Source organism: Winogradskyella sp. Asnod2-B02-A (assembly GCF_045063645.1).
In the GTDB taxonomy this organism is placed as follows: Bacteria; Bacteroidota; Bacteroidia; order Flavobacteriales; family Flavobacteriaceae; genus Winogradskyella.
In genome coordinates this window covers 839,080-857,484 of record NZ_JBEFOG010000027.1, presented here as the reverse complement: position 1 = coordinate 857,484, position 18,405 = coordinate 839,080, and the positions used below count along the sequence as shown (strand labels likewise).

The window sequence follows — 18,405 nt, the reverse complement described above, 5'->3', positions numbered from 1 at the left end:
TTAGATGTGATTAGTTTTTCAACTTCACCTCTACACGTCTGTTTTCTTTTTTACCAGCTCTTGTTTTGTTGTTAGCGATAGGGTTATCTTCACCAAAACCAGAAGCAGTTAAACGATTTGATTGAATACCGTTAGCAATTAAATAATCTCTAACTGCATTTGCACGTCTTTCAGATAATGCTTGATTCATTGATTTAGAACCATCACTATCAGTATGACCTTCTATTGAGAAGTTAGCTTGTGGGTATTCTTTAAATATAGCAGTCATTGCTTGTAAAACTTGATCAGTTTGCTTTTGGAAAGTAGCTTTACCAGAATTAAACAAGATAGATCTAGAATATTCATTCAACGTAGCCATTACTTCTTCAGTTGGCTTAACTTCAGGACAACCATTATTTGCAGCTGTACCTACTTCGTTAGGACATTTGTCATCTTTATCTAAGATTCCGTCACCATCAGTATCTGCCCAAGGACAACCATTGTTTGCGATAGGACCAGCTTCGTTAGGACATTTATCAACACCATCAGCAACACCGTCACCATCAGCATCAGGACAACCAGCTAAAGTTTTTAATCCAGCAACTTCTGGACAGTTATCATCTTTATCCATTACACCATCACCATCAGAATCAGGACAACCGTTAAATTCAGCTAAACCAGCAGTATTTGGACAATCATCTTTAGAATCTTGGATACCATCATTATCAGAATCAGGACAACCATTGAAGATCTCTAAACCAGCTTCATCTGGACAAGCATCATCTTTGTCATAAACACCATCACCATCAGTATCAGTACCACCAAATTTAAATGTAAAACCAACTGAATGTTGGAAATGACTAGATAAATAATCTTCAAAAGCATGCTTGTATGTAGATTCAAGATTTAAACCTAAGTTTTCAGTAAACCAAATGTTGAACCCAAGAGATCCGTTTAATGTTCCAGCTCCGATATCATCAACCCAAGTGTAACCACCACCAACACCAAGATAAGGCTCGATAGTTTTAGATTTGATAACTTCCATTAGACTGTAAGAAACCTTTCCGTCTAAACCATAATAGTTTAAGTCATCTACTGAAGAGTCTCCAAATTTATCAATTCTATTTATAGAACCTTTAGCAGTAAAAGTAAAGCCATCAGTTAAATATTTTGAAACTGAGATTGTAGAAAGCGAAGGAAGAATGTTCCAATGATCTTTTGTGTCAAAGTATTTGTCAAAATATTCTCCTTGAGGTGCATCTTCTCCTACTGGATAAAAGTCAACAGCGTTAGCGCCAATTGTAATAGCCCATGGATTGTTTTTGTCTTGAGCATTAGAAGTGCTAAAACTTGCGATAAGCACTGCAACAATAAATAATCTGCTAAGATTTTTCATATTCTAGTTAATTTTAAATTTTTAAGTGTTAATTGTAGGCAAAAGTAAGTTGTTAAATTTTATTAACAAAGATAAATGTACAAAAATATTGTGATTTAGCCCTAAAACAGCGAGTTTGTATTTGTTTTAAATAATTTCTAATAATTTTCCGACTTTTATAAATGCTGAAATAGCCTTATCTAATTGGTTTCTATCATGTGCCGCAGAAAGTTGTACTCTTATTCTTGCTTTATTTTTTGGTACTACGGGATAAAAGAAACCAATAACATATATACCCTCTTCTAATAACATATTCGCCATAGTTTGAGACAATTTTGCATCGTATAACATTACTGGAACTATGGCAGAATCTCCATCTACAATATCAAAACCTGCTTCTTTCATCCCTTTTTTGAAATACTTGGTATTCCATTCTACTTTATCTCTCAGTGTTGTATCGTTTTTAAGCATATCAAATACTTTAATAGAAGCACCGACAATTGCTGGCGCTAAAGAATTTGAAAATAGATAAGGTCTGGAACGTTGGCGTAGTAATTCAATAATTTCTTTTTTGGCTGTTGTATAACCTCCCATAGCACCTCCCATGGCTTTCCCTAAAGTTCCTGTAATAATGTCTATTCTACCAAGAACTCCTTTTTCTTCAAGTGTACCAATACCTGTTTCACCTATAAAACCAGTAGCATGGCACTCATCAATCATTACCATAGCATCATATTTGTCAGCTAAATCACATATTTTGTCTAATGGCGCAACTAAACCATCCATTGAAAACACACCATCAGTTACAATGATTTTGAAACGTGCTCCGTTAGCGTTTGCTTCAATTAACTGTGTTTCTAAATCCGCCATATCATTATTTTGGTAACGATATCTTGCTGCCTTACATAATCGTACGCCATCAATTATAGAAGCATGATTTAATGAATCTGAAATAATAGCATCTTCAGCCGTTAATAAAGGTTCAAAAACTCCTCCATTGGCGTCAAAAGCTGCAGCATATAAAATGGTATCCTCTGTCCCATAGAAATCGGCAATTTTTTGTTCTAGCTCTTTATGAATATCTTGAGTGCCACAAATAAAACGCACGGAAGACATTCCAAAACCATGTGTATCCATGGTGTCTTTGGCTGCTTGTATAACATCTGGATGCGATGATAAACCTAAATAATTATTAGCGCAGAAGTTTAAAACTTTTTGTCCTGTATTTAACGTTATTTCTGCTCCTTGAGGTGATGTAATAATACGTTCCTCCTTAAAAAGACCAGCTTCTTTTATAGATTCTATTTCTTGTTGTAAATGATTTTTTATATTTCCGTACATGAGTTTTTAATTTAGAATTAAACAAAGATACTATGAAAAATCAGACTTCAAGAACTTCAATAGTTTCATTTATGTAAACCAACAATTTATGTATTACCTTTAAATTCATTCCATTTAAAACGGACTCATACGCGTTGAGCTGGTTAGCGTGAGACTCTTTGGCATCACCTGTTTTGTAATCTATAATTATGACTTCATTTTTTGAATTAGTACTTAATCTATCTGGTCTTAAAAGTTGACCAGAATTTGTAATGATATCGCGTTCATTATAAGTTATAAATTCATCTTTAAAATAAATATTTAATTTGGGATGATTTACAACCTCTAAAACCGAATTTTTTAAGGTTTTACATAGTTCTTTTGTGAGATCTCCAGAAATCAACAAATCATTAAAAGCAAAATCTAAATCTTCAATGGTCTTAATTTTAGATAATATTAAATGAACCAGATTACCACGTTCTATAGCGGCTTCTTGATGTGTATCCCACAATAATCCAGATTTAGTAACAATTTTTAAATTATGGTCTTCTTTAGGAACTGATATTAGTTTTAGAGCATTTGGTGTAGTCTCTTGTTCCTCCGAGTTTTTATTTGGTGTTTTTGTACCATAACTATAACTTAGATCATTGTCATTCCATTTGTTTTCTTTAATTAAGAAGTTAATAAACTTACCAGAATAGGTGTTATTATTCACTTCCCCTTTTGAATTAATGTCTTTTTTCGAAATAATGTACAATTGCTCAACAGCTCTGGTTAATACAACATAGAGTAGGTTAATGTTATCTAATTCTAATTGTGCTTGATGTGTATTGTAAATTAATCTCCCTGTATCTCCAAAATGCTCTACATCTTTTTTGTAATCTAGTAACAAGGTGCTAAAACCATTGTAATCTGTTGAGTTTACCGGAAACCAAACTTTTGGCTCTAATTCTCTATAAATATTAAGATCTGCATAGGGAAATATCACTACAGGAAATTCTAACCCTTTAGATTTATGAATGGTCATTATCTCAACGGCATTCATGTTTTCTGGTGTTACGACACTTAACTTATCTGCTTTCTTTTCAAAATAATTGATAAAACCTGCTAAATCTGAATTTTGTTTTTGTGTAAATTCTAAAACAACATCTAAGTAAAATTGAAGATATGCATCTGACAATTCGTTTAAATTAAACACTCTAATCACATGTTCTACCAATTCATAAAGTGGCAATTGAAGGCATTGACTTTTATCAATGTAAATATTTAGTTGATGTAATCCTGAAAACATCTCATCTAAATCTTGCTTGAGATAAGTTTTATAAAATAAGTGTTTGTCTTCGGTTTCATGTTGTTCTGCGATATAGGAAAGCACCTCAATTTTTAAGCTATCATTATTTGGTTGAACAAGCAATTTTAAAAATGAATTAAGGAAATTCACTTTGTCAGAATTTTTTAATAATAAGGTTTCTGAAGATGTAATTTTAATATCATTTTCATTAAGATAATTTGCAATGGCAACTCCTTCTTTTCGTTTTCTAACTAGTACACAAATATCATTTAAAGGAAATCCATCATCTTGGCATTGTTTTATGGTTTTTAAAACTTCTATAGCATACATTTCGTGAATATCATCGTCTTTCTGTACATCTAAAAAATTAAGATTTACATAGCCTTCTGAAGTATTATGAGCGTGTTGTTTCGCTTTTTTAAAAAGTTCGGCATAAGCATCTTCACTAAACGCGGTTTCACTTAAATAATCAAAAAATGAGTTGTTAAATTCTATAACAGACTTTGCACTCCGGTAATTGGTGTCTAGAGGTAACACTTCAGCATCAAACTGAAAAGGATTATCAATCTTATTATAGAGCTTTATAAATTGTTCAGCCTCACCTCCTCGCCATCTATAAATAGCTTGCTTGGCATCACCAACCAACATGGCATCTCCATTGGCTGCTGAAAGTGCATTTTCTAGTAGTGGTACTAAATTATCCCATTGCATTTTTGAGGTGTCTTGAAACTCATCAATAAAATAATGTTTAAATTTTTCTCCTAAACGTTCATATATAAAAGGTGTAGGTTGATTTTTAATTTCTTTACTAATAATAGTGTTGAATTCTGATATCAACATTTTATTTTGGTCAGTTTTTAAAAGATCGAGTTCATTTTTAATGGCGTTTAAAACCGAAAGAGGTGTAATGTTTTTGTAAAATCCTTTTTTTAGTTTTATGTTAAATGTTGAAGTTTTTGAAGCAACAAAATACTCCGATAATTTTGGTTGAATACTTTCTATAGTTGAAGCAACATCATCAGAAACACGTTTTGGATATAATGTATTGCCTTCTATTAAATCAATTTGCCAAGCTGAATCAAAGCCGACAGAAAATTGGTTTGAAGCTAATTTTTCAAAATGTTTTGGGAGTGAACTTCTATTAAAATCATTAAATTGTAAACCTGATTCTTCAATTAGAGTTAAAGCTGTAAGAGCTATATTTTTAGTTTTTTCTTCAAGCTGAGTGATTTCATTGGCTAATTGCTGTTTTAAAACCTTAAAATCCTCAAGAGTTTTCTCCTTTAAAGTATTGATGGCAAATAAATCATTCTCATTGACTAACAATTTAGAAATCTTATTAAAATCGTAACTGATATCCCAGCTTTTGTCGTCGTCTGCTTTTTCTATGGCAAAATCCACTAAGACTTTGGTTAGGGCTTTATCACTTCCGGCTTTAGCTATAAGACTATCAACAGCTTCATTTAACAATCGTTCTTGGTCTAGCTCTACTTCAAAATTTATAGGTAATTTTAAGTCGTGCGCAAAAGTTCTAATAACCCTATGTGTAAAGCCATCTATGGTAGAAATATCAAATGCACCATAATTATGAATAATGTGTTTTAATATGTGCTTTGATTTATGGTGAAGAACCTCTGGTTTAATATTTAATTCTTCGCATATCGCCTCAAACATTGGATGAGCGTTTGTTAAACTCTCTTCAGACGAAAAAGATTTTAGCATAGTTATAATACGTTCTTTCATTTCACCGACCGCTTTGTTGGTAAACGTAATCGCTAAAATAGATTTGAATTGATCGTAACTATTAGATTGAATTAAAATTTTTAAATAAGCTTTTGCTAGTGTAAAAGTTTTTCCACTACCAGCAGAAGCATTATATATTTTGAAGGCTGAATTTTGCAAGAGATAATTTTTATACCAAAATAGGGAATCTTAATAGTTTATTAAGAAAAAATCTCAGACATTATTGTAAATTTGAGTTCAAACAAATAATTAACTAATTTAAAACAAAAATATTATGGCTTTCGAATTACCGAAATTAAAATATGCTTACGATGCTTTAGAACCTAATATTGATGCTCGTACTATGGAGATTCATTATACTAAACATCACCAAGGCTACACAAATAAATTAAATGCTGCGATAAAAGGAACAGATTTAGAAGGTAAAACAATTGAAAATATCCTTATTAATTTAGATATGGATAACAAAGCTGTTAGAAATAATGGTGGTGGTTTTTACAATCATTCATTATATTGGGAGGTAATGAACCCAGAAGGAAAAGGACGTTTGTCTGGAGCTTTAAAAGATGCTATTGAAGCAGAATTTGGTTCTTTTGATGCTTTTAAAGATGCGTTTTCTAACGCTGCTGCAACACAGTTTGGTTCTGGTTGGGCTTGGTTGTGTGTACATGAAGGAGGAAAAGTTGAAGTTTGTTCTACGCCAAACCAAGATAATCCATTAATGCCTGGTGTAACTTGCCAAGGAACGCCAATTTTAGGTATAGATGTTTGGGAACATGCTTATTATTTAAATTATCAAAACAGAAGACCAGATTATATTGAAGCTTTCTTTAATGTTATTAATTGGAATGAGGTTGAAAGAAGATACGCAGAAGGTAAGTAAGCTAAGCGATATTAGAGTTAAATAAATTGAAAAATCCGAGTCTTTAACAAAAGGCTCGGATTTTTTTAATATAATAATTTGAGAATTGGACATGAAAAAGGGCGAACAGATGTTCACCCTTTTTGCCCCAAATCTACCATAAACTTAACCTACTTATGTTATGGTGATTCAAATATAAGTGGACATTATTTTAAGTAGTCAATTTTTTGGACAAACGACCTATAAATTAGTCTAAGCGTGGAAAGTACTAGGTTTCTAACCTAATAAGAGTAAAAGTTAGGTTTTATTGAATGCATAACTTAAAGTAATACTTTAAATAAAGTGCATAAAAAAAGGTGAACGAAGTTCACCTTTTTTTGCCCCAAATCTACCATGAACTTAACCTACTTATGTTATGGTGAGACCAATGTAGATTTAATTTGTTAAAATGAATCAATAATCGGATAAAATGCATTATATTTCGATATAATACTGTTTTTATCGGATAAAAGGCTGTTTTAGAATTGTTTAGTACGCACGTTGCTTGTTACCTTCGTAAAAATTAATGAATGCTCTATTTACAACTCTATTACCTCCAACCGTAGGATAATTACCAGTAAAGTACCAGTCTCCTAGGTTTTTAGGACACGCTTTGTGTAAGTTAGATACGGGTTGAAAAATAATTTTAACCTCTGCCTTAATATCTTCACCTCCTAGTAATTCTGATATTTTATCCGAAATTTGTTCGTCTGTAAAATTATCGTAGATTTTTTTAACGTAGTTAACGACATTTTTATCTTTCATGTTAACTTGTTCTATACATTTATTATAGACTTCCTCTACAATATGGTATTGATTATTATCTTTTAGTAATTCTAGAGCCGCTTTGAAAGCAATTAATGTTTCTAAGTTTGCCATATCTATACCGTAGCAATCAATGTAGCGAATTTGAGGAGCAGAAGAAACCACAACAATTTTCTTAGGGTTTAAGCGGTCCATCATTTTAATGATACTCTTTTTAAGCGTAGTGCCTCTAACAATACTATCATCAATTATTACTAAGTTATCCGTTGGTTTTATAACACCATAAGTAACATCGTAGACATGTGCCACTAAATCATCTCTACTACTATCCTCAGTGATAAAGGTTCTTAGTTTAACATCTTTAATAGCGATTTTTTCAATTCTTGGTCGTTCGGATAAGATTTCTGTGACCTTTTCTGCGGATAATTGACCATTACCATTTAATATGGATTCTGTTTTCTTTTTGTTGAGGTGATCTTCAACAGTTTCAATCATTCCATAAAACGATGTTTCTGCCGTATTAGGTATGTAAGAAAACACACTATTTTTGGTGTCATTGTTAATGGCCTCAAGAACTTTTGGCATTAACAATCGGCCAAGCATTTTTCGTTCTTGATAAATTTCAGCATCACTTCCACGAGAAAAATAAACACGTTCAAAAGAACATGCTTTTCGTTCTAATGGTTCTAATATTTTTTTAATTTTTGTTTGTCCAGATTTTTTAGTAATGATGGCATGTCCTGGGTCTAATTCTTTTACGGATTCAAAAGGAACATTAAATACAGTTTGAATTACAGGACGCTCTGAGGCAACCACCACAATTTCATCATCTTTATAATAATAAGCTGGTCTAATGCCTGCAGGATCTCTTAAAACAAAAGAATCTCCATGGCCTAATAAACCTGCCATGGCATAACCACCATCCCAATTTTTTGCAGCATGTTTTAAAATTTTCCCAACCTTAAGACGCTCTGCAATTAAAGGAGAGCATTCATTTTTATTGTAGCCTTCTTTTTTAAGGTCTTTATAGATTTTTGAAACAGCATCATCTAAGAAATGACCAATTTTTTCCATTACTGTAATGGTATCTGCTTTTTCTTTTGGGTGCTGACCAATTTCAATTAAATTATCAAATAGCTCGTTAACATTAGTCATGTTAAAATTACCAGCTACAATAAGATTTCTGTGCATCCAATTGTTTTGTCTTAAAAAAGGATGAACACTTTCTACGCTGTTTTTTCCAAAAGTACCATAACGAACATGACCCAATAAAACCTCTCCTATATAAGGGATGTTCTTTTTTTGTAAAGCCACATTATCTTGATATTGTGGGTTATTAGTTAACTCTTCATTAATGCGTTCATTAATTTGAGCAAAAATATCTTGTATGGGCTGTTGCGCAATAGATCGAACGCGACTTATATAACGTTCTCCAGGTTTAACGTCTAATTTAATACTTGCAAAACCAGCACCATCTTGTCCGCGGTTGTGCTGTTTTTCCATCATTAAATACATTTTATTTACACCATAAAAAGCACTACCATATTTTTCTTTGTAGTATTCTAAAGGTTTTAAAAGTCTAATGAGTGCAATTCCGCATTCATGTTTTAAAGCATCGCTCATGTTTTGTTTTCTGCTAGAGTTATTTTATAAGTTTAAATGAGGTATAGGTAAAAAAAAACGCACTCAATTTAGAGCGCGTTGTTTTTAATTTAATTCGATATCAAATTGTGTTAGATTTTTAAATTGGTCTAATCGTTTATAGATTTCTTTATCCGTTAAGTTTTGCATGCGCTCTGTACCAAATTTTTCTACGCAAAATGAGGCTAGAGTAGAGCCATAGATGACGGCTGTTTTCATGTTCTCAAAAGAGAAATCTCCTGTTTTAGCTAGATAGCCAGCAAAGCCACCAGCAAAAGTATCTCCAGCACCTGTAGGGTCAAAGACTTCTTCTAAAGGAAGGGCAGGAGCATAGAACACATTTTCGTTATGAAATAATAACGCTCCATGTTCTCCTTTTTTAATGACTACATATTTTGGACCCATTTCATGAATCTTTCTCGCTGCAACAACTAAAGAATACTCTCCAGTTAATTGTCTAGCTTCTTCATCATTAATTGTTATAACATCTACGTTTTTAATTACAGAAAGTAAATCATCTAGAGCTATATCCATCCAGAAATTCATAGTGTCTAAAATCGCCAACTTAGGCTTCTTAGTCATTTGGTCTAATACACCTTGTTGTACCATAGGATGTAAATTTCCTAGCATTACAACTTCTGAGTCTTTATAGTTTTCAGGAACAATTGGATTAAAATGCTCTAATACGTTTAGCTCTGTAGCTAACGTATCCCGTGAGTTCATATCATTATGATATTTACCACTCCAAAAGAAAGTTTTACCATCTTTTACAATTTCTATACCTTCAATATTTACGTTTCTGTTTTTTAAAAGATCTAAATATTCTTCCGGAAAATCACCGCCCACAACAGAAACAGCAGCAGAATCTACTTTAAAATTTGAAGCTGATAAGCCAATGTATGTTGCTGCACCGCCAAGAATTTTATCAGTTTTACCGAAAGGTGTTTCAATAGCATCAAAGGCTACAGTACCAACAATTACTAATTTACTCATAAAAGATTTTTGAATTATGATGCAAATTTACGTAAAATATATTCTTTGTGAAACACCATTTAACACAATACTAATTGGGTTTATTTCCTTCCAAAATCAGCAGGAATTTCTCCCCAAGCCTTAGTCTCCCATTTTACTATGGTGGTAGAATATTCATTAGTCTTTAACCATTCAACAGCGCGATCTACCAAATCATAAACTGGTTTATTTTTGGCACTACGTTTTAGTTTAGAATTACATGTCTTTTTTCGAACCCAACTCATAGCTGTTCTAGAATCTGTATACATTATACGGTCGCTATTGTGTTGTTTTAAAAATGCTAAACCATGAACCAAAGCTAAAAATTCGCCAATATTATTAGTGCCTTGTTCAAAAGGCCCTTGAATGAAAAGTTGCTTTTTTGTTTTTGTATCCACTCCTCTATATTCCATAATGCCTGGATTTCCGCTTGAAGCTGCATCTACTGATATGGAATTGTAATTGGGTAGTCCTATTTTTTTTAGTTCTGCATCGGAAAGTCCACTTGAAGACGTTTTGTTTTTCCCTATATAATCAAAATAATTTCCTTCTAATGCTTTTTGGGCTTCATCAAGCGTTGGGAAAGATTTGTATTGTGCGCCTTGGTAATCTTTAATTTGGGCCTTACAGGCATTCCATGTATTAAAGACTCCTTTTTTATGGCCTTGCCAAACGGTATAATATTTTTTTTTCTTTTTACTCATGTTCACTTCCCGTGAAAGCGGGAATCTCTTTTTGTCGCTCTGAATGAAATGAAGAATCTAGAAAAAATCCTTCGACAAGCTCAGCATGACATCTAAATTATTGATTTAATATTTTCTCAGCCACCTTTGGAAAATGCTCCATCTCCAACAAATGAATCTTTTTTGCCACATCTTCTGCTGAATCTGTAGGTAAAACACTACATTTTTCTTGAAAAATAATGGCTCCTTCGTCATAATTTTCGTTCACATAATGTATAGTGATGCCAGTTTCTGTTTCTTTATTCTCTACTACAGCGTTATGAACATTCATCCCATACATACCTTTGCCGCCATATTTTGGTAATAATGCAGGATGTATATTTATCACCTTATTAGGATATGCTTTTAGTATGAATTCTGGAAACTTCCAAAGGAAGCCGGCTAATACAATAAGATCTGGTTGAGATGTATTTAGGATATTTAAGACATCTTCAGACTTAGAAAAAGCAATTCTATTGAAAGATAAGGCACTAACATTTAGTTTTTTACAGCGATCTAAAACTTTGGCATGAGGATTGTTAGTTAGTACTTGAATAACAGACGCACTATCGCTGTTGTGAAAAAACTTAATTAAATTTTCAGCATTAGAGCCACTTCCGGACGCAAAAATTACAACACGTTTCATTTACAGGTATATTTCTTCAATTATTCAAACAAAAAAAAGAATAATAATTAACAATTAGGGTAAAACTTAAAATACTTCTGTTTATTTTTACTAAATTAAAAACACATTTTATCGGTAAAGATGAATATTCAAATAAAGTTTTTTATTTTTGCCATCTAATTAAAACTTAAAATTAAAAAATTATGTCAGACATTGCATCACGAGTAAAAGCGATTATCGTAGATAAATTAGGTGTTGATGAAAACGAAGTTGTAACTGAAGCAAGCTTCACAAACGATTTAGGAGCGGATTCATTAGATACTGTAGAATTAATAATGGAATTCGAAAAAGAATTCGATATTCAAATACCAGACGATCAAGCTGAGAACATAGCAACAGTTGGTCAAGCGGTTTCTTATATAGAAGCAGCAAAATAATAACTCAATTTTTATGGAATTAAAGCGAGTCGTAGTAACGGGTTTAGGTGCACTTACACCAATAGGGAATACCAAAGATGAATATTGGGAAGCTCTTATTAGTGGAAAAAGTGGTGCAGCTCCGGTAACACATTTTGACCCTGAAAAGTTCAAAACCAAGTTCGCTTGTGAAATAAAAAACTTTGAAGTTACTGACTTTATTGATAGAAAGTTAGCAAAACGAATGGACAAGTTTTCGCAGTATGCAATGGTGGCTTCAGATGAAGCAATTGTAGACTCAAAACTAGATTTAGATTCGTTAAACAAATTGAGAGTTGGAGTGATTTGGGGCGCAGGAATTGGTGGTTTAGAAACATTTCAAGAAGAAGTGTTAAACTTTGCTGCTGGTGACGGAACACCTCGTTTTAATCCATTCTTCATTCCGAAAATGATTGCTGATATAGCACCAGGAAACATATCTATAAAATATGGTTTTATGGGTCCTAATTATACCACAGTATCTGCATGTGCTTCTTCTGCAAATTCAATGATCGATGCCTTAAATACAATTCGTTTAGGAACTTGTGACGTGATTATTACAGGAGGAAGTGAAGCAGCAGTTACCATTGCTGGTATGGGAGGATTTAACGCTATGCACGCAATGAGTACTCGAAATGATAGTCCACAAACAGCCTCTAGACCATTTGATGCGAACCGAGATGGTTTTGTATTAGGTGAAGGAGCAGGTGCGATTGTTTTAGAAGAGTATGAGCATGCTAAAGCAAGGGGAGCTAAAATCTATGCAGAAGTTTTAGGTGGAGGTTTATCTTCAGATGCATATCATATGACAGCGCCACATCCAGATGGTATTGGTGTTGTTGCGGTAATGAAAAATTGTTTAGAAAATGCTGGTTTAAAACCTGAAGATGTAGATCATATTAATACACACGGAACTTCAACACCTTTAGGTGATGTTGCCGAGTTAAAAGCTATATCTGAAGTTTTTGGCAGCCATGCTAAGAACATTAATATTAATTCTACAAAATCAATGACGGGACACTTGTTGGGTGCTGCTGGTGCTGTTGAATCTATTGCTTCAATTTTAGCAATGGAACATGGTATTGTGCCACCAACAATCAACCACGAAACGGTAGACGAAAACATTGATCCAGAATTAAATTTAACGCTCAATAAAGCTCAGAAACGAGATATTAAAGTCGCAATGAGTAATACATTTGGATTTGGCGGACACAACGCCTGTGTGTTATTTAAAAAATTAGATTAAATCCCGAATGAGCTTCATTCGTAACATATTAAATTCCCGCTCTCCAGTAGACGGGAATTTTTTTGTACAACTCAAAGAAATACTTGGGTTTAAGCCAAAATCAAAATCAATTTATATTACGGCATTTACACACCGTTCTATGAATATTAAGGACAACAAAGGAAATCCTATTAACTATGAACGTCTTGAGTTTGTTGGTGATGCTATACTTGGTTCTGTAATCGCAGCTTATTTATTTGAAAAAGTACCACATGGAGATGAGGGTTATCTTACAAAAATGCGCTCTAAGGTAGTAAGTAGGGAACATCTTAATAAGTTAGGTGAAGAATTACGCCTTATCGATTTCGTTGAAAGTAGAATTCCGAAATCTAATTTTGGAGACAATATTCATGGTAATCTCTTTGAGGCCTTGGTTGGTGCCATTTATTTAGATAGAGGATATAAGTATTGTGAAAAATTTATAAATACTCGTGTTATAAATCCACATGTAGATATTGAAGCATTAGAAGGAAAGGTGATTAGCTATAAGAGTTTACTTATAGAATGGTGTCAAAAAGAGAAGCATACTTTTGATTTTCAGGTGTATGAAGATACAGGTAAAGATGAATTAAAACATTTTTCTGTAAAACTAACTTTAAATGGCAAAGTTGTTTCAAAAGCCCGAGCAACTTCAAAGAAGAAAGCAGAAGAAAAAGCAGCTAAACGTGCTTTTTTTGCCTTTCAGAATGAAATTACAAATCTTCAATAAATAGATTCATTGCGAAGTATTAATTGAGCTTTACGATAACGTTTTCGTAGAATTTTGAGGTTAATCTTAACGTATTGTTACAGAATTTAACCGTTTATTATACTATATTTACCGCTCAAAGTTATAATTGTATGGCTTTACACAAACTTCAAGTAGATGATTTTTATGATGACTCCTATAAATTAATTGCGATTCATTGTAGGTTAGAAGATTATAGATTAGCATATGTGCTCAATAAGCATTTAGGGCTTAAGTTAGAACGTAAGGAGAAGGATATAGACTTTAAATATTTAGAATCATCATACAGTATCTTTGAATGGGATAATGAAACAGAATACATATTATGGAATTTAATTTCTAATGTATGTAAAAAGGAACAAGATAGTTTGAGTAGTACAGGAACTTTATTTAATGAAAGTGAAAAAATACTTAAAACATTCAATTTAATATCAGAATACAAAAAAGTAGATTATTTCATTAAGATTTCAGATGAAATACAGAATGTAGATGAAAAGGTTATTTTGAATAAATTAAAAACCATTCCACAAATTATAACAAGTTATACGGTAGATCCGTTAAAAATAAAGTCGAAAGACCATTTAATATTTTAAATTGATGTCAACAAAAAATAAGAAAACAAAAATAGTAGCCACCTTAGGTCCTGCAACTAGTACAAAAGAAGTATTAAAGGCCATGTTAGAAGAAGGGTGTAATGTATTTAGAATTAACTTCTCTCATGCAGATTATAAAGACGTTGAAGAACGTATAAAAATGATTAGAGAACTTAATGAAGAGTATGGCTATAACGCTTCAATTTTAGGAGATTTACAAGGTCCTAAGTTGCGTGTTGGGACAATGAAAGGTGAGGTTATAGTAAATGAAGGTGATGAGATTATTTTTGCTACCGGTAAACGTTTCGAAGGTACAAAGGAACGCGTTTATATGACTTATGATAAGTTTCCTCAAGATGCAAAACCAGGTGAACGTATTCTTTTAGATGATGGAAAATTAATATTTGAAGTAGTTTCTACAGATAAGAAAAGTGAAGTTAAAGCCAGAGTTATACAAGGAGGTCCTTTAAAATCTAAAAAGGGAGTTAACTTACCTAATACTAATATTTCTCAACCTGCTTTAACAGAAAAGGATATTGAAGATGCTATCTTCGCTATTGGACAACAAGTTGATTGGATAGCGTTATCATTTGTTCGTCATGCAGAAGATTTAATGGAATTAGAAAAGTTGATCTCTGAACATAGTGATCATAAAATTCCAATTATAGCTAAGATTGAAAAACCAGAAGCTGTTGAGAATATAGATAAAATTGTTGCCTATTGTGATGGTTTAATGGTAGCTCGTGGTGATTTAGGAGTTGAGATTCCTGCAGAAGAAGTGCCATTAATTCAAAAGCAATTAGTTTTAAGAGCCAAACGCGCAAGAATACCTGTAATTATTGCAACCCAAATGATGGAAACAATGATTACTAGCTTAACACCAACGCGTGCTGAGGTTAATGATGTTGCAAACTCTGTGATGGACGGAGCCGATGCGGTGATGTTATCTGGTGAAACGTCCGTAGGTCAGTATCCGGTTCAAGTGATTCGTCAAATGTCAAATATTATACGAAGTGTTGAAGATTCTCCTCTTATTGAGGTGCCTCAATCTCCACCGCATATTCGTACTAAACGATATATTACAAAAGCTATTTGTTATCATGCAGCTAATATGGCAAACGAAATTAATGCAAAAGCGATTTCTACTTTAACTAATAGTGGTTATACAGCATTTCAAATTTCGGCATGGAGACCATCTTCCCATATCTTAGTATTTACGTCTAATAGACGTATTTTAACTCAGTTGAGTCTGCTTTGGGGTGTTACAGCATTTTATTATGACAAGTTTGTTACTACAGATGAAACCATTGAAGATGTAAATGCAATTGCTTGTAAAAAAGGCTACCTAGATGTAGGAGATATGTTAATTAGTTTAGCAGCGATGCCAATTCAAGAAAAAGGTATGGTTAATACATTAAGGATTACAGAAATTGAAAGTTGTAGTTTTTAGTCCTTAATTTTAGTAATTATTATTAAAAAATGCAGTACTGTTATTAAACAATACTGCATTTTTTATTTTTATACTGAATTGCCCAGATTCAAAATTAGTGGCTTTGAATGATTGATTCACTGAGTATAAGTTTAAAAGTTGAATTTTAATTGAACACTAACAGATTGTTGTTCTTGATATAGAGGTTTGGTTGCTTTAGGAGCTTCAGTATTTAAATTAGACATAGAAATGCCTAAAAGCCGAACGGAATTGTTTAGTGTGTTCTGATAAAGTAAATCTTTAGCAGTTTCGAGTATTATCGATTTATCACATATATAATAGGGTAAAGTTTTACTTCTAGTTTGTAAAGTAAAATCACTATATTTTATTTTTAACGTTACGGTTTTACCAGAGATTTTAGTTTTAGAAAGTCGTTTAGCGACCTCTTCTGAGATATGCTCTAATTTTTCTAGCATAAAAATTTCTGAAGAGAGGTTTTTGCTAAACGTACGTTCTGCGGCTAATGATTTTCTTATTCGGTTGGGTTTAACTTCACTGGAATGAATGCCTCTTACAACGTCATAATAATACCGTCCAGATTTACCGAAGTTTTTATCTAAATATTCTAAGGATTTTGATTTTAAATCTTTACCAGTGAAAATTCCTTTTTGGTACATTTTTTCAGCAGTAACTTTACCAACACCGTAGAATTTTCTGATGTCTAAATCTTCTAAAAATGGAAGAACATCTTCTGGGTTTACGGTTTTTTGTCCGTTAGGTTTATTGTAATCGCTGGCTACTTTAGCTATAAATTTATTTATAGAGATGCCTGCGGAAGCTGTTAAGCCAACTTCATTAAAAATACGTTGTCTAATCTGCTCTGCTATTAATGATGCACTAGGTAATCCTATTTTGTTTTCTGTAACGTCTAAGTACGCTTCGTCTAAAGATAAGGGTTCAACCAAATCTGTATAATCTAAAAAAATCTTGCGAATACGTTTAGAAATTTGAGTATAGCGCTCAAAATCTGTTTTTACAAAGATAAGTTCTGGACATAATTTTATAGCTAACCGACCAGACATGGCACTTTTTACTCCATATTTTCGCGCCTCATAACTCGCAGCACTTACAACGCCTCTTGTACCTCCACCTCCAACAGCAATAGGCTTACCCTTTAGTTCAGGATTGTCCATTTGAGCAACAGAAGCATAAAATGCATCCATATCCACATGAATTATTTTTCTTATTGGTAACGTCTCTAACACAAAACAAATTTATAATATCTTTGGTTATATAAATGGTACTATTATGAAACTTATATATACGCTTCTTATTTTATTAGTACTGTTGTTTATTTGGTCTGCAATTAATCCTTTTGACTATTTCACGTGGTTTTTAGAAGTTTCTCCTGCTTTAATGGGTATTATGATATTAGCTATCACCTTTAACCGTTTTAGGTTTACTAATTTGGTTTACATTTTGATTTTTTTACATTGTGCCATTTTAATAATTGGTGGACACTACACGTATGCAGAAGTGCCTTTATTTGTTTGGATTCAAGAAATTTTTAACCAATCTAGAAATAACTACGATAAGGTTGGGCATTTTGCTCAGGGTTTTGTTCCGGCTGTGATTGTTAGGGAAATACTCATTCGAAAAAATGTCGTTAGAAGTAATAAATGGTTGAATTTTATTGTAGTATGTATTGCAATGGCAATAAGTGTAACTTATGAATTTATTGAATGGTCAGTATCTTTAGTAACAGGTGATGGAGGTGATGCTTTCTTAGGAACTCAAGGTTATATTTGGGACACACAGTCTGATATGTTGTATGCAACTGTTGGTGCTATTTTTGCTCTTATCTTTATAAGTAAAATACATAATAGCCAAATTGAAAAAATAAAGGACTAATTGTTAGAGTTATGATAGAAATAGAGCGTAAATTTTTAGTGACTTCTGAATTGTTTAAATCGGAAGCTTTTAACAGCTACAATATTAAACAAGGTTTTTTGAATAGTCATAAAAAACGTACCGTACGTATACGTTTAAAAAAAGATATGGGTTATTTAACAGTTAAAGGCGAATCAACATCTAATGGATTGTCTCGTTTTGAGTGGGAAAAAGAAATTTCTGTTGAAGAAGCTGAAAGTCTTTTAGATTTATGTGAAAAAGGTATTATTAATAAAATACGATATGAAGTAAAATATGGGATTCATATTTTTGAAGTGGATGAATTTTTTGGTGATAACGCAGGTTTGATTATTGCAGAAGTTGAATTAAATGCCGAAAACGAGAAATTTATCAAACCAAATTGGCTTGGTGAAGAGGTGACAGGAAACGTTAAGTATTATAATTCTCAATTAAGTAAAAATCCTTATACTAACTGGTAAAAATAATAAAGCCTATCCAGTTTAAAACGAATAGGCTTTATCATTATTTATTTTATAAATTCTTACTCTGTCATTGGCGCACCGCTAACAATAAGGAATTCAGAGCGTCTATTTTCAGCATGTTGTTCTTTAGTACAACCAGCTGAACAATCT

General features: G+C 32.6%; 16 protein-coding genes. 8 read left to right on the top strand and 8 right to left on the bottom strand.

Annotation, left to right across the window (positions count from 1 at the left end; translation table 11 throughout):
* Window positions 1-10: 10 nt before the first annotated feature.
* From ACJJVO_RS11805 to ACJJVO_RS11795, 3 genes are all read right to left on the bottom strand, one after another.
* On the bottom strand, window positions 11-1,375 hold the full coding sequence (locus ACJJVO_RS11805; RefSeq protein ID WP_405574346.1) for an OmpA family protein: 1,365 nt from the start codon (window positions 1,373-1,375) through the stop codon (window positions 11-13).
* Window positions 1,376-1,501: 126 nt separating this feature from the next.
* Window positions 1,502-2,695 carry a glycine C-acetyltransferase gene (gene kbl, locus ACJJVO_RS11800; protein WP_405574343.1) on the bottom strand — a complete coding sequence of 398 codons (1,194 nt, stop codon included), beginning with the start codon at window positions 2,693-2,695 and terminating at the stop codon, window positions 1,502-1,504.
* A 40-nt stretch (window positions 2,696-2,735) separates the two neighbouring features.
* On the bottom strand, window positions 2,736-5,867 hold the full coding sequence (locus ACJJVO_RS11795) for a UvrD-helicase domain-containing protein (RefSeq protein WP_405574340.1): 3,132 nt from the start codon (window positions 5,865-5,867) through the stop codon (window positions 2,736-2,738).
* 115 nt (window positions 5,868-5,982) lie between these two features.
* Here ACJJVO_RS11795 and ACJJVO_RS11790 point away from each other — a divergent pair, with 115 nt between their 5' ends.
* Complete coding sequence (locus tag ACJJVO_RS11790; protein WP_405574338.1) at window positions 5,983-6,591, top strand: superoxide dismutase; 609 nt, start codon at window positions 5,983-5,985, stop codon at window positions 6,589-6,591.
* 507 nt (window positions 6,592-7,098) lie between these two features.
* Here ACJJVO_RS11790 and ACJJVO_RS11785 read toward each other — a convergent pair.
* The 4 genes from ACJJVO_RS11785 to ACJJVO_RS11770 all read right to left on the bottom strand — a co-directional run bounded on the left by ACJJVO_RS11785 (window position 7,099) and on the right by ACJJVO_RS11770 (window position 11,394).
* Complete coding sequence (locus ACJJVO_RS11785; RefSeq protein WP_405574335.1) at window positions 7,099-8,997, bottom strand: amidophosphoribosyltransferase; 1,899 nt, start codon at window positions 8,995-8,997, stop codon at window positions 7,099-7,101.
* Window positions 8,998-9,081: 84 nt separating this feature from the next.
* The gene (locus ACJJVO_RS11780; RefSeq protein ID WP_405574333.1) at window positions 9,082-10,008 is read right to left on the bottom strand and encodes a PfkB family carbohydrate kinase; all 927 of its coding nucleotides are present in this window, start codon (window positions 10,006-10,008) and stop codon (window positions 9,082-9,084) included.
* Between the two features lie 80 nt (window positions 10,009-10,088).
* Complete coding sequence (locus ACJJVO_RS11775; protein ID WP_405574331.1) at window positions 10,089-10,730, bottom strand: viroplasmin family protein; 642 nt, start codon at window positions 10,728-10,730, stop codon at window positions 10,089-10,091.
* A gap of 97 nt (window positions 10,731-10,827) precedes the next feature.
* A complete protein-coding gene (locus tag ACJJVO_RS11770; RefSeq protein ID WP_405574328.1) occupies window positions 10,828-11,394 on the bottom strand; it encodes a phosphoribosylglycinamide formyltransferase in 567 nt (188 codons plus the stop codon).
* A 182-nt stretch (window positions 11,395-11,576) separates the two neighbouring features.
* Here ACJJVO_RS11770 and ACJJVO_RS11765 point away from each other — a divergent pair, with 182 nt between their 5' ends.
* The 5 genes from ACJJVO_RS11765 to pyk all read left to right on the top strand — a co-directional run bounded on the left by ACJJVO_RS11765 (window position 11,577) and on the right by pyk (window position 15,883).
* Window positions 11,577-11,810 carry an acyl carrier protein gene (locus tag ACJJVO_RS11765; RefSeq protein ID WP_013869581.1) on the top strand — a complete coding sequence of 78 codons (234 nt, stop codon included), beginning with the start codon at window positions 11,577-11,579 and terminating at the stop codon, window positions 11,808-11,810.
* A 13-nt stretch (window positions 11,811-11,823) separates the two neighbouring features.
* Window positions 11,824-13,074 carry a beta-ketoacyl-ACP synthase II gene (fabF, locus tag ACJJVO_RS11760; protein ID WP_405574323.1) on the top strand — a complete coding sequence of 417 codons (1,251 nt, stop codon included), beginning with the start codon at window positions 11,824-11,826 and terminating at the stop codon, window positions 13,072-13,074.
* A gap of 7 nt (window positions 13,075-13,081) precedes the next feature.
* On the top strand, window positions 13,082-13,822 hold the full coding sequence (gene rnc / locus ACJJVO_RS11755; RefSeq protein WP_405574321.1) for a ribonuclease III: 741 nt from the start codon (window positions 13,082-13,084) through the stop codon (window positions 13,820-13,822).
* A 131-nt stretch (window positions 13,823-13,953) separates the two neighbouring features.
* Window positions 13,954-14,433, top strand: coding sequence for an IPExxxVDY family protein (locus ACJJVO_RS11750; protein WP_405574319.1), 480 nt, complete (start codon window positions 13,954-13,956; stop codon window positions 14,431-14,433).
* Between the two features lie 4 nt (window positions 14,434-14,437).
* Entirely contained in the window at window positions 14,438-15,883 is a 1,446-nt protein-coding gene (gene pyk, locus ACJJVO_RS11745; protein WP_405574316.1) for a pyruvate kinase, read from the top strand.
* A gap of 131 nt (window positions 15,884-16,014) precedes the next feature.
* Here the strand turns inward: pyk and dinB are convergent, their stop codons facing one another.
* Window positions 16,015-17,127 (bottom strand): DNA polymerase IV, encoded by a 1,113-nt coding sequence (gene dinB / locus ACJJVO_RS11740; protein WP_405574313.1) that lies wholly within the window; start codon window positions 17,125-17,127, stop codon window positions 16,015-16,017.
* A gap of 43 nt (window positions 17,128-17,170) precedes the next feature.
* On the opposite strand from dinB, the gene ACJJVO_RS11735 reads away from it, so the two are divergent.
* Together ACJJVO_RS11735 and ACJJVO_RS11730 are read left to right on the top strand one after the other, a co-directional pair.
* On the top strand, window positions 17,171-17,773 hold the full coding sequence (locus ACJJVO_RS11735) for a DUF2238 domain-containing protein (RefSeq protein ID WP_405574310.1): 603 nt from the start codon (window positions 17,171-17,173) through the stop codon (window positions 17,771-17,773).
* Between the two features lie 11 nt (window positions 17,774-17,784).
* Window positions 17,785-18,252: a CYTH domain-containing protein gene (locus tag ACJJVO_RS11730; protein WP_405574307.1), complete on the top strand. Its 468-nt coding sequence runs from the start codon at window positions 17,785-17,787 to the stop codon at window positions 18,250-18,252.
* The last annotated feature ends 153 nt before the right edge of the window (window positions 18,253-18,405 follow it).

Bases quoted from the DNA above. Each gene is read 5' to 3' on its own strand.
- ACJJVO_RS11805 (WP_405574346.1), bottom strand. From the start codon at position 1,375: ATGAAAAATCTTAGCAGATTATTTATTGTTGCAGTGCTTATCGCAAGT.
- ACJJVO_RS11735 (WP_405574310.1), top strand. From the start codon at position 17,171: ATGAAACTTATATATACGCTTCTTATTTTATTAGTACTGTTGTTTATT.
- ACJJVO_RS11750 (WP_405574319.1), top strand. From the start codon at position 13,954: ATGGCTTTACACAAACTTCAAGTAGATGATTTTTATGATGACTCCTAT.
- ACJJVO_RS11780 (WP_405574333.1), bottom strand. From the start codon at position 10,008: ATGAGTAAATTAGTAATTGTTGGTACTGTAGCCTTTGATGCTATTGAA.
- fabF (WP_405574323.1), top strand. From the start codon at position 11,824: ATGGAATTAAAGCGAGTCGTAGTAACGGGTTTAGGTGCACTTACACCA.
- ACJJVO_RS11785 (WP_405574335.1), bottom strand. From the start codon at position 8,997: ATGAGCGATGCTTTAAAACATGAATGCGGAATTGCACTCATTAGACTT.
- pyk (WP_405574316.1), top strand. From the start codon at position 14,438: ATGTCAACAAAAAATAAGAAAACAAAAATAGTAGCCACCTTAGGTCCT.
- ACJJVO_RS11730 (WP_405574307.1), top strand. From the start codon at position 17,785: ATGATAGAAATAGAGCGTAAATTTTTAGTGACTTCTGAATTGTTTAAA.
- kbl (WP_405574343.1), bottom strand. From the start codon at position 2,695: ATGTACGGAAATATAAAAAATCATTTACAACAAGAAATAGAATCTATA.
- ACJJVO_RS11775 (WP_405574331.1), bottom strand. From the start codon at position 10,730: ATGAGTAAAAAGAAAAAAAAATATTATACCGTTTGGCAAGGCCATAAA.
- rnc (WP_405574321.1), top strand. From the start codon at position 13,082: ATGAGCTTCATTCGTAACATATTAAATTCCCGCTCTCCAGTAGACGGG.
- ACJJVO_RS11790 (WP_405574338.1), top strand. From the start codon at position 5,983: ATGGCTTTCGAATTACCGAAATTAAAATATGCTTACGATGCTTTAGAA.
- ACJJVO_RS11765 (WP_013869581.1), top strand. From the start codon at position 11,577: ATGTCAGACATTGCATCACGAGTAAAAGCGATTATCGTAGATAAATTA.
- ACJJVO_RS11770 (WP_405574328.1), bottom strand. From the start codon at position 11,394: ATGAAACGTGTTGTAATTTTTGCGTCCGGAAGTGGCTCTAATGCTGAA.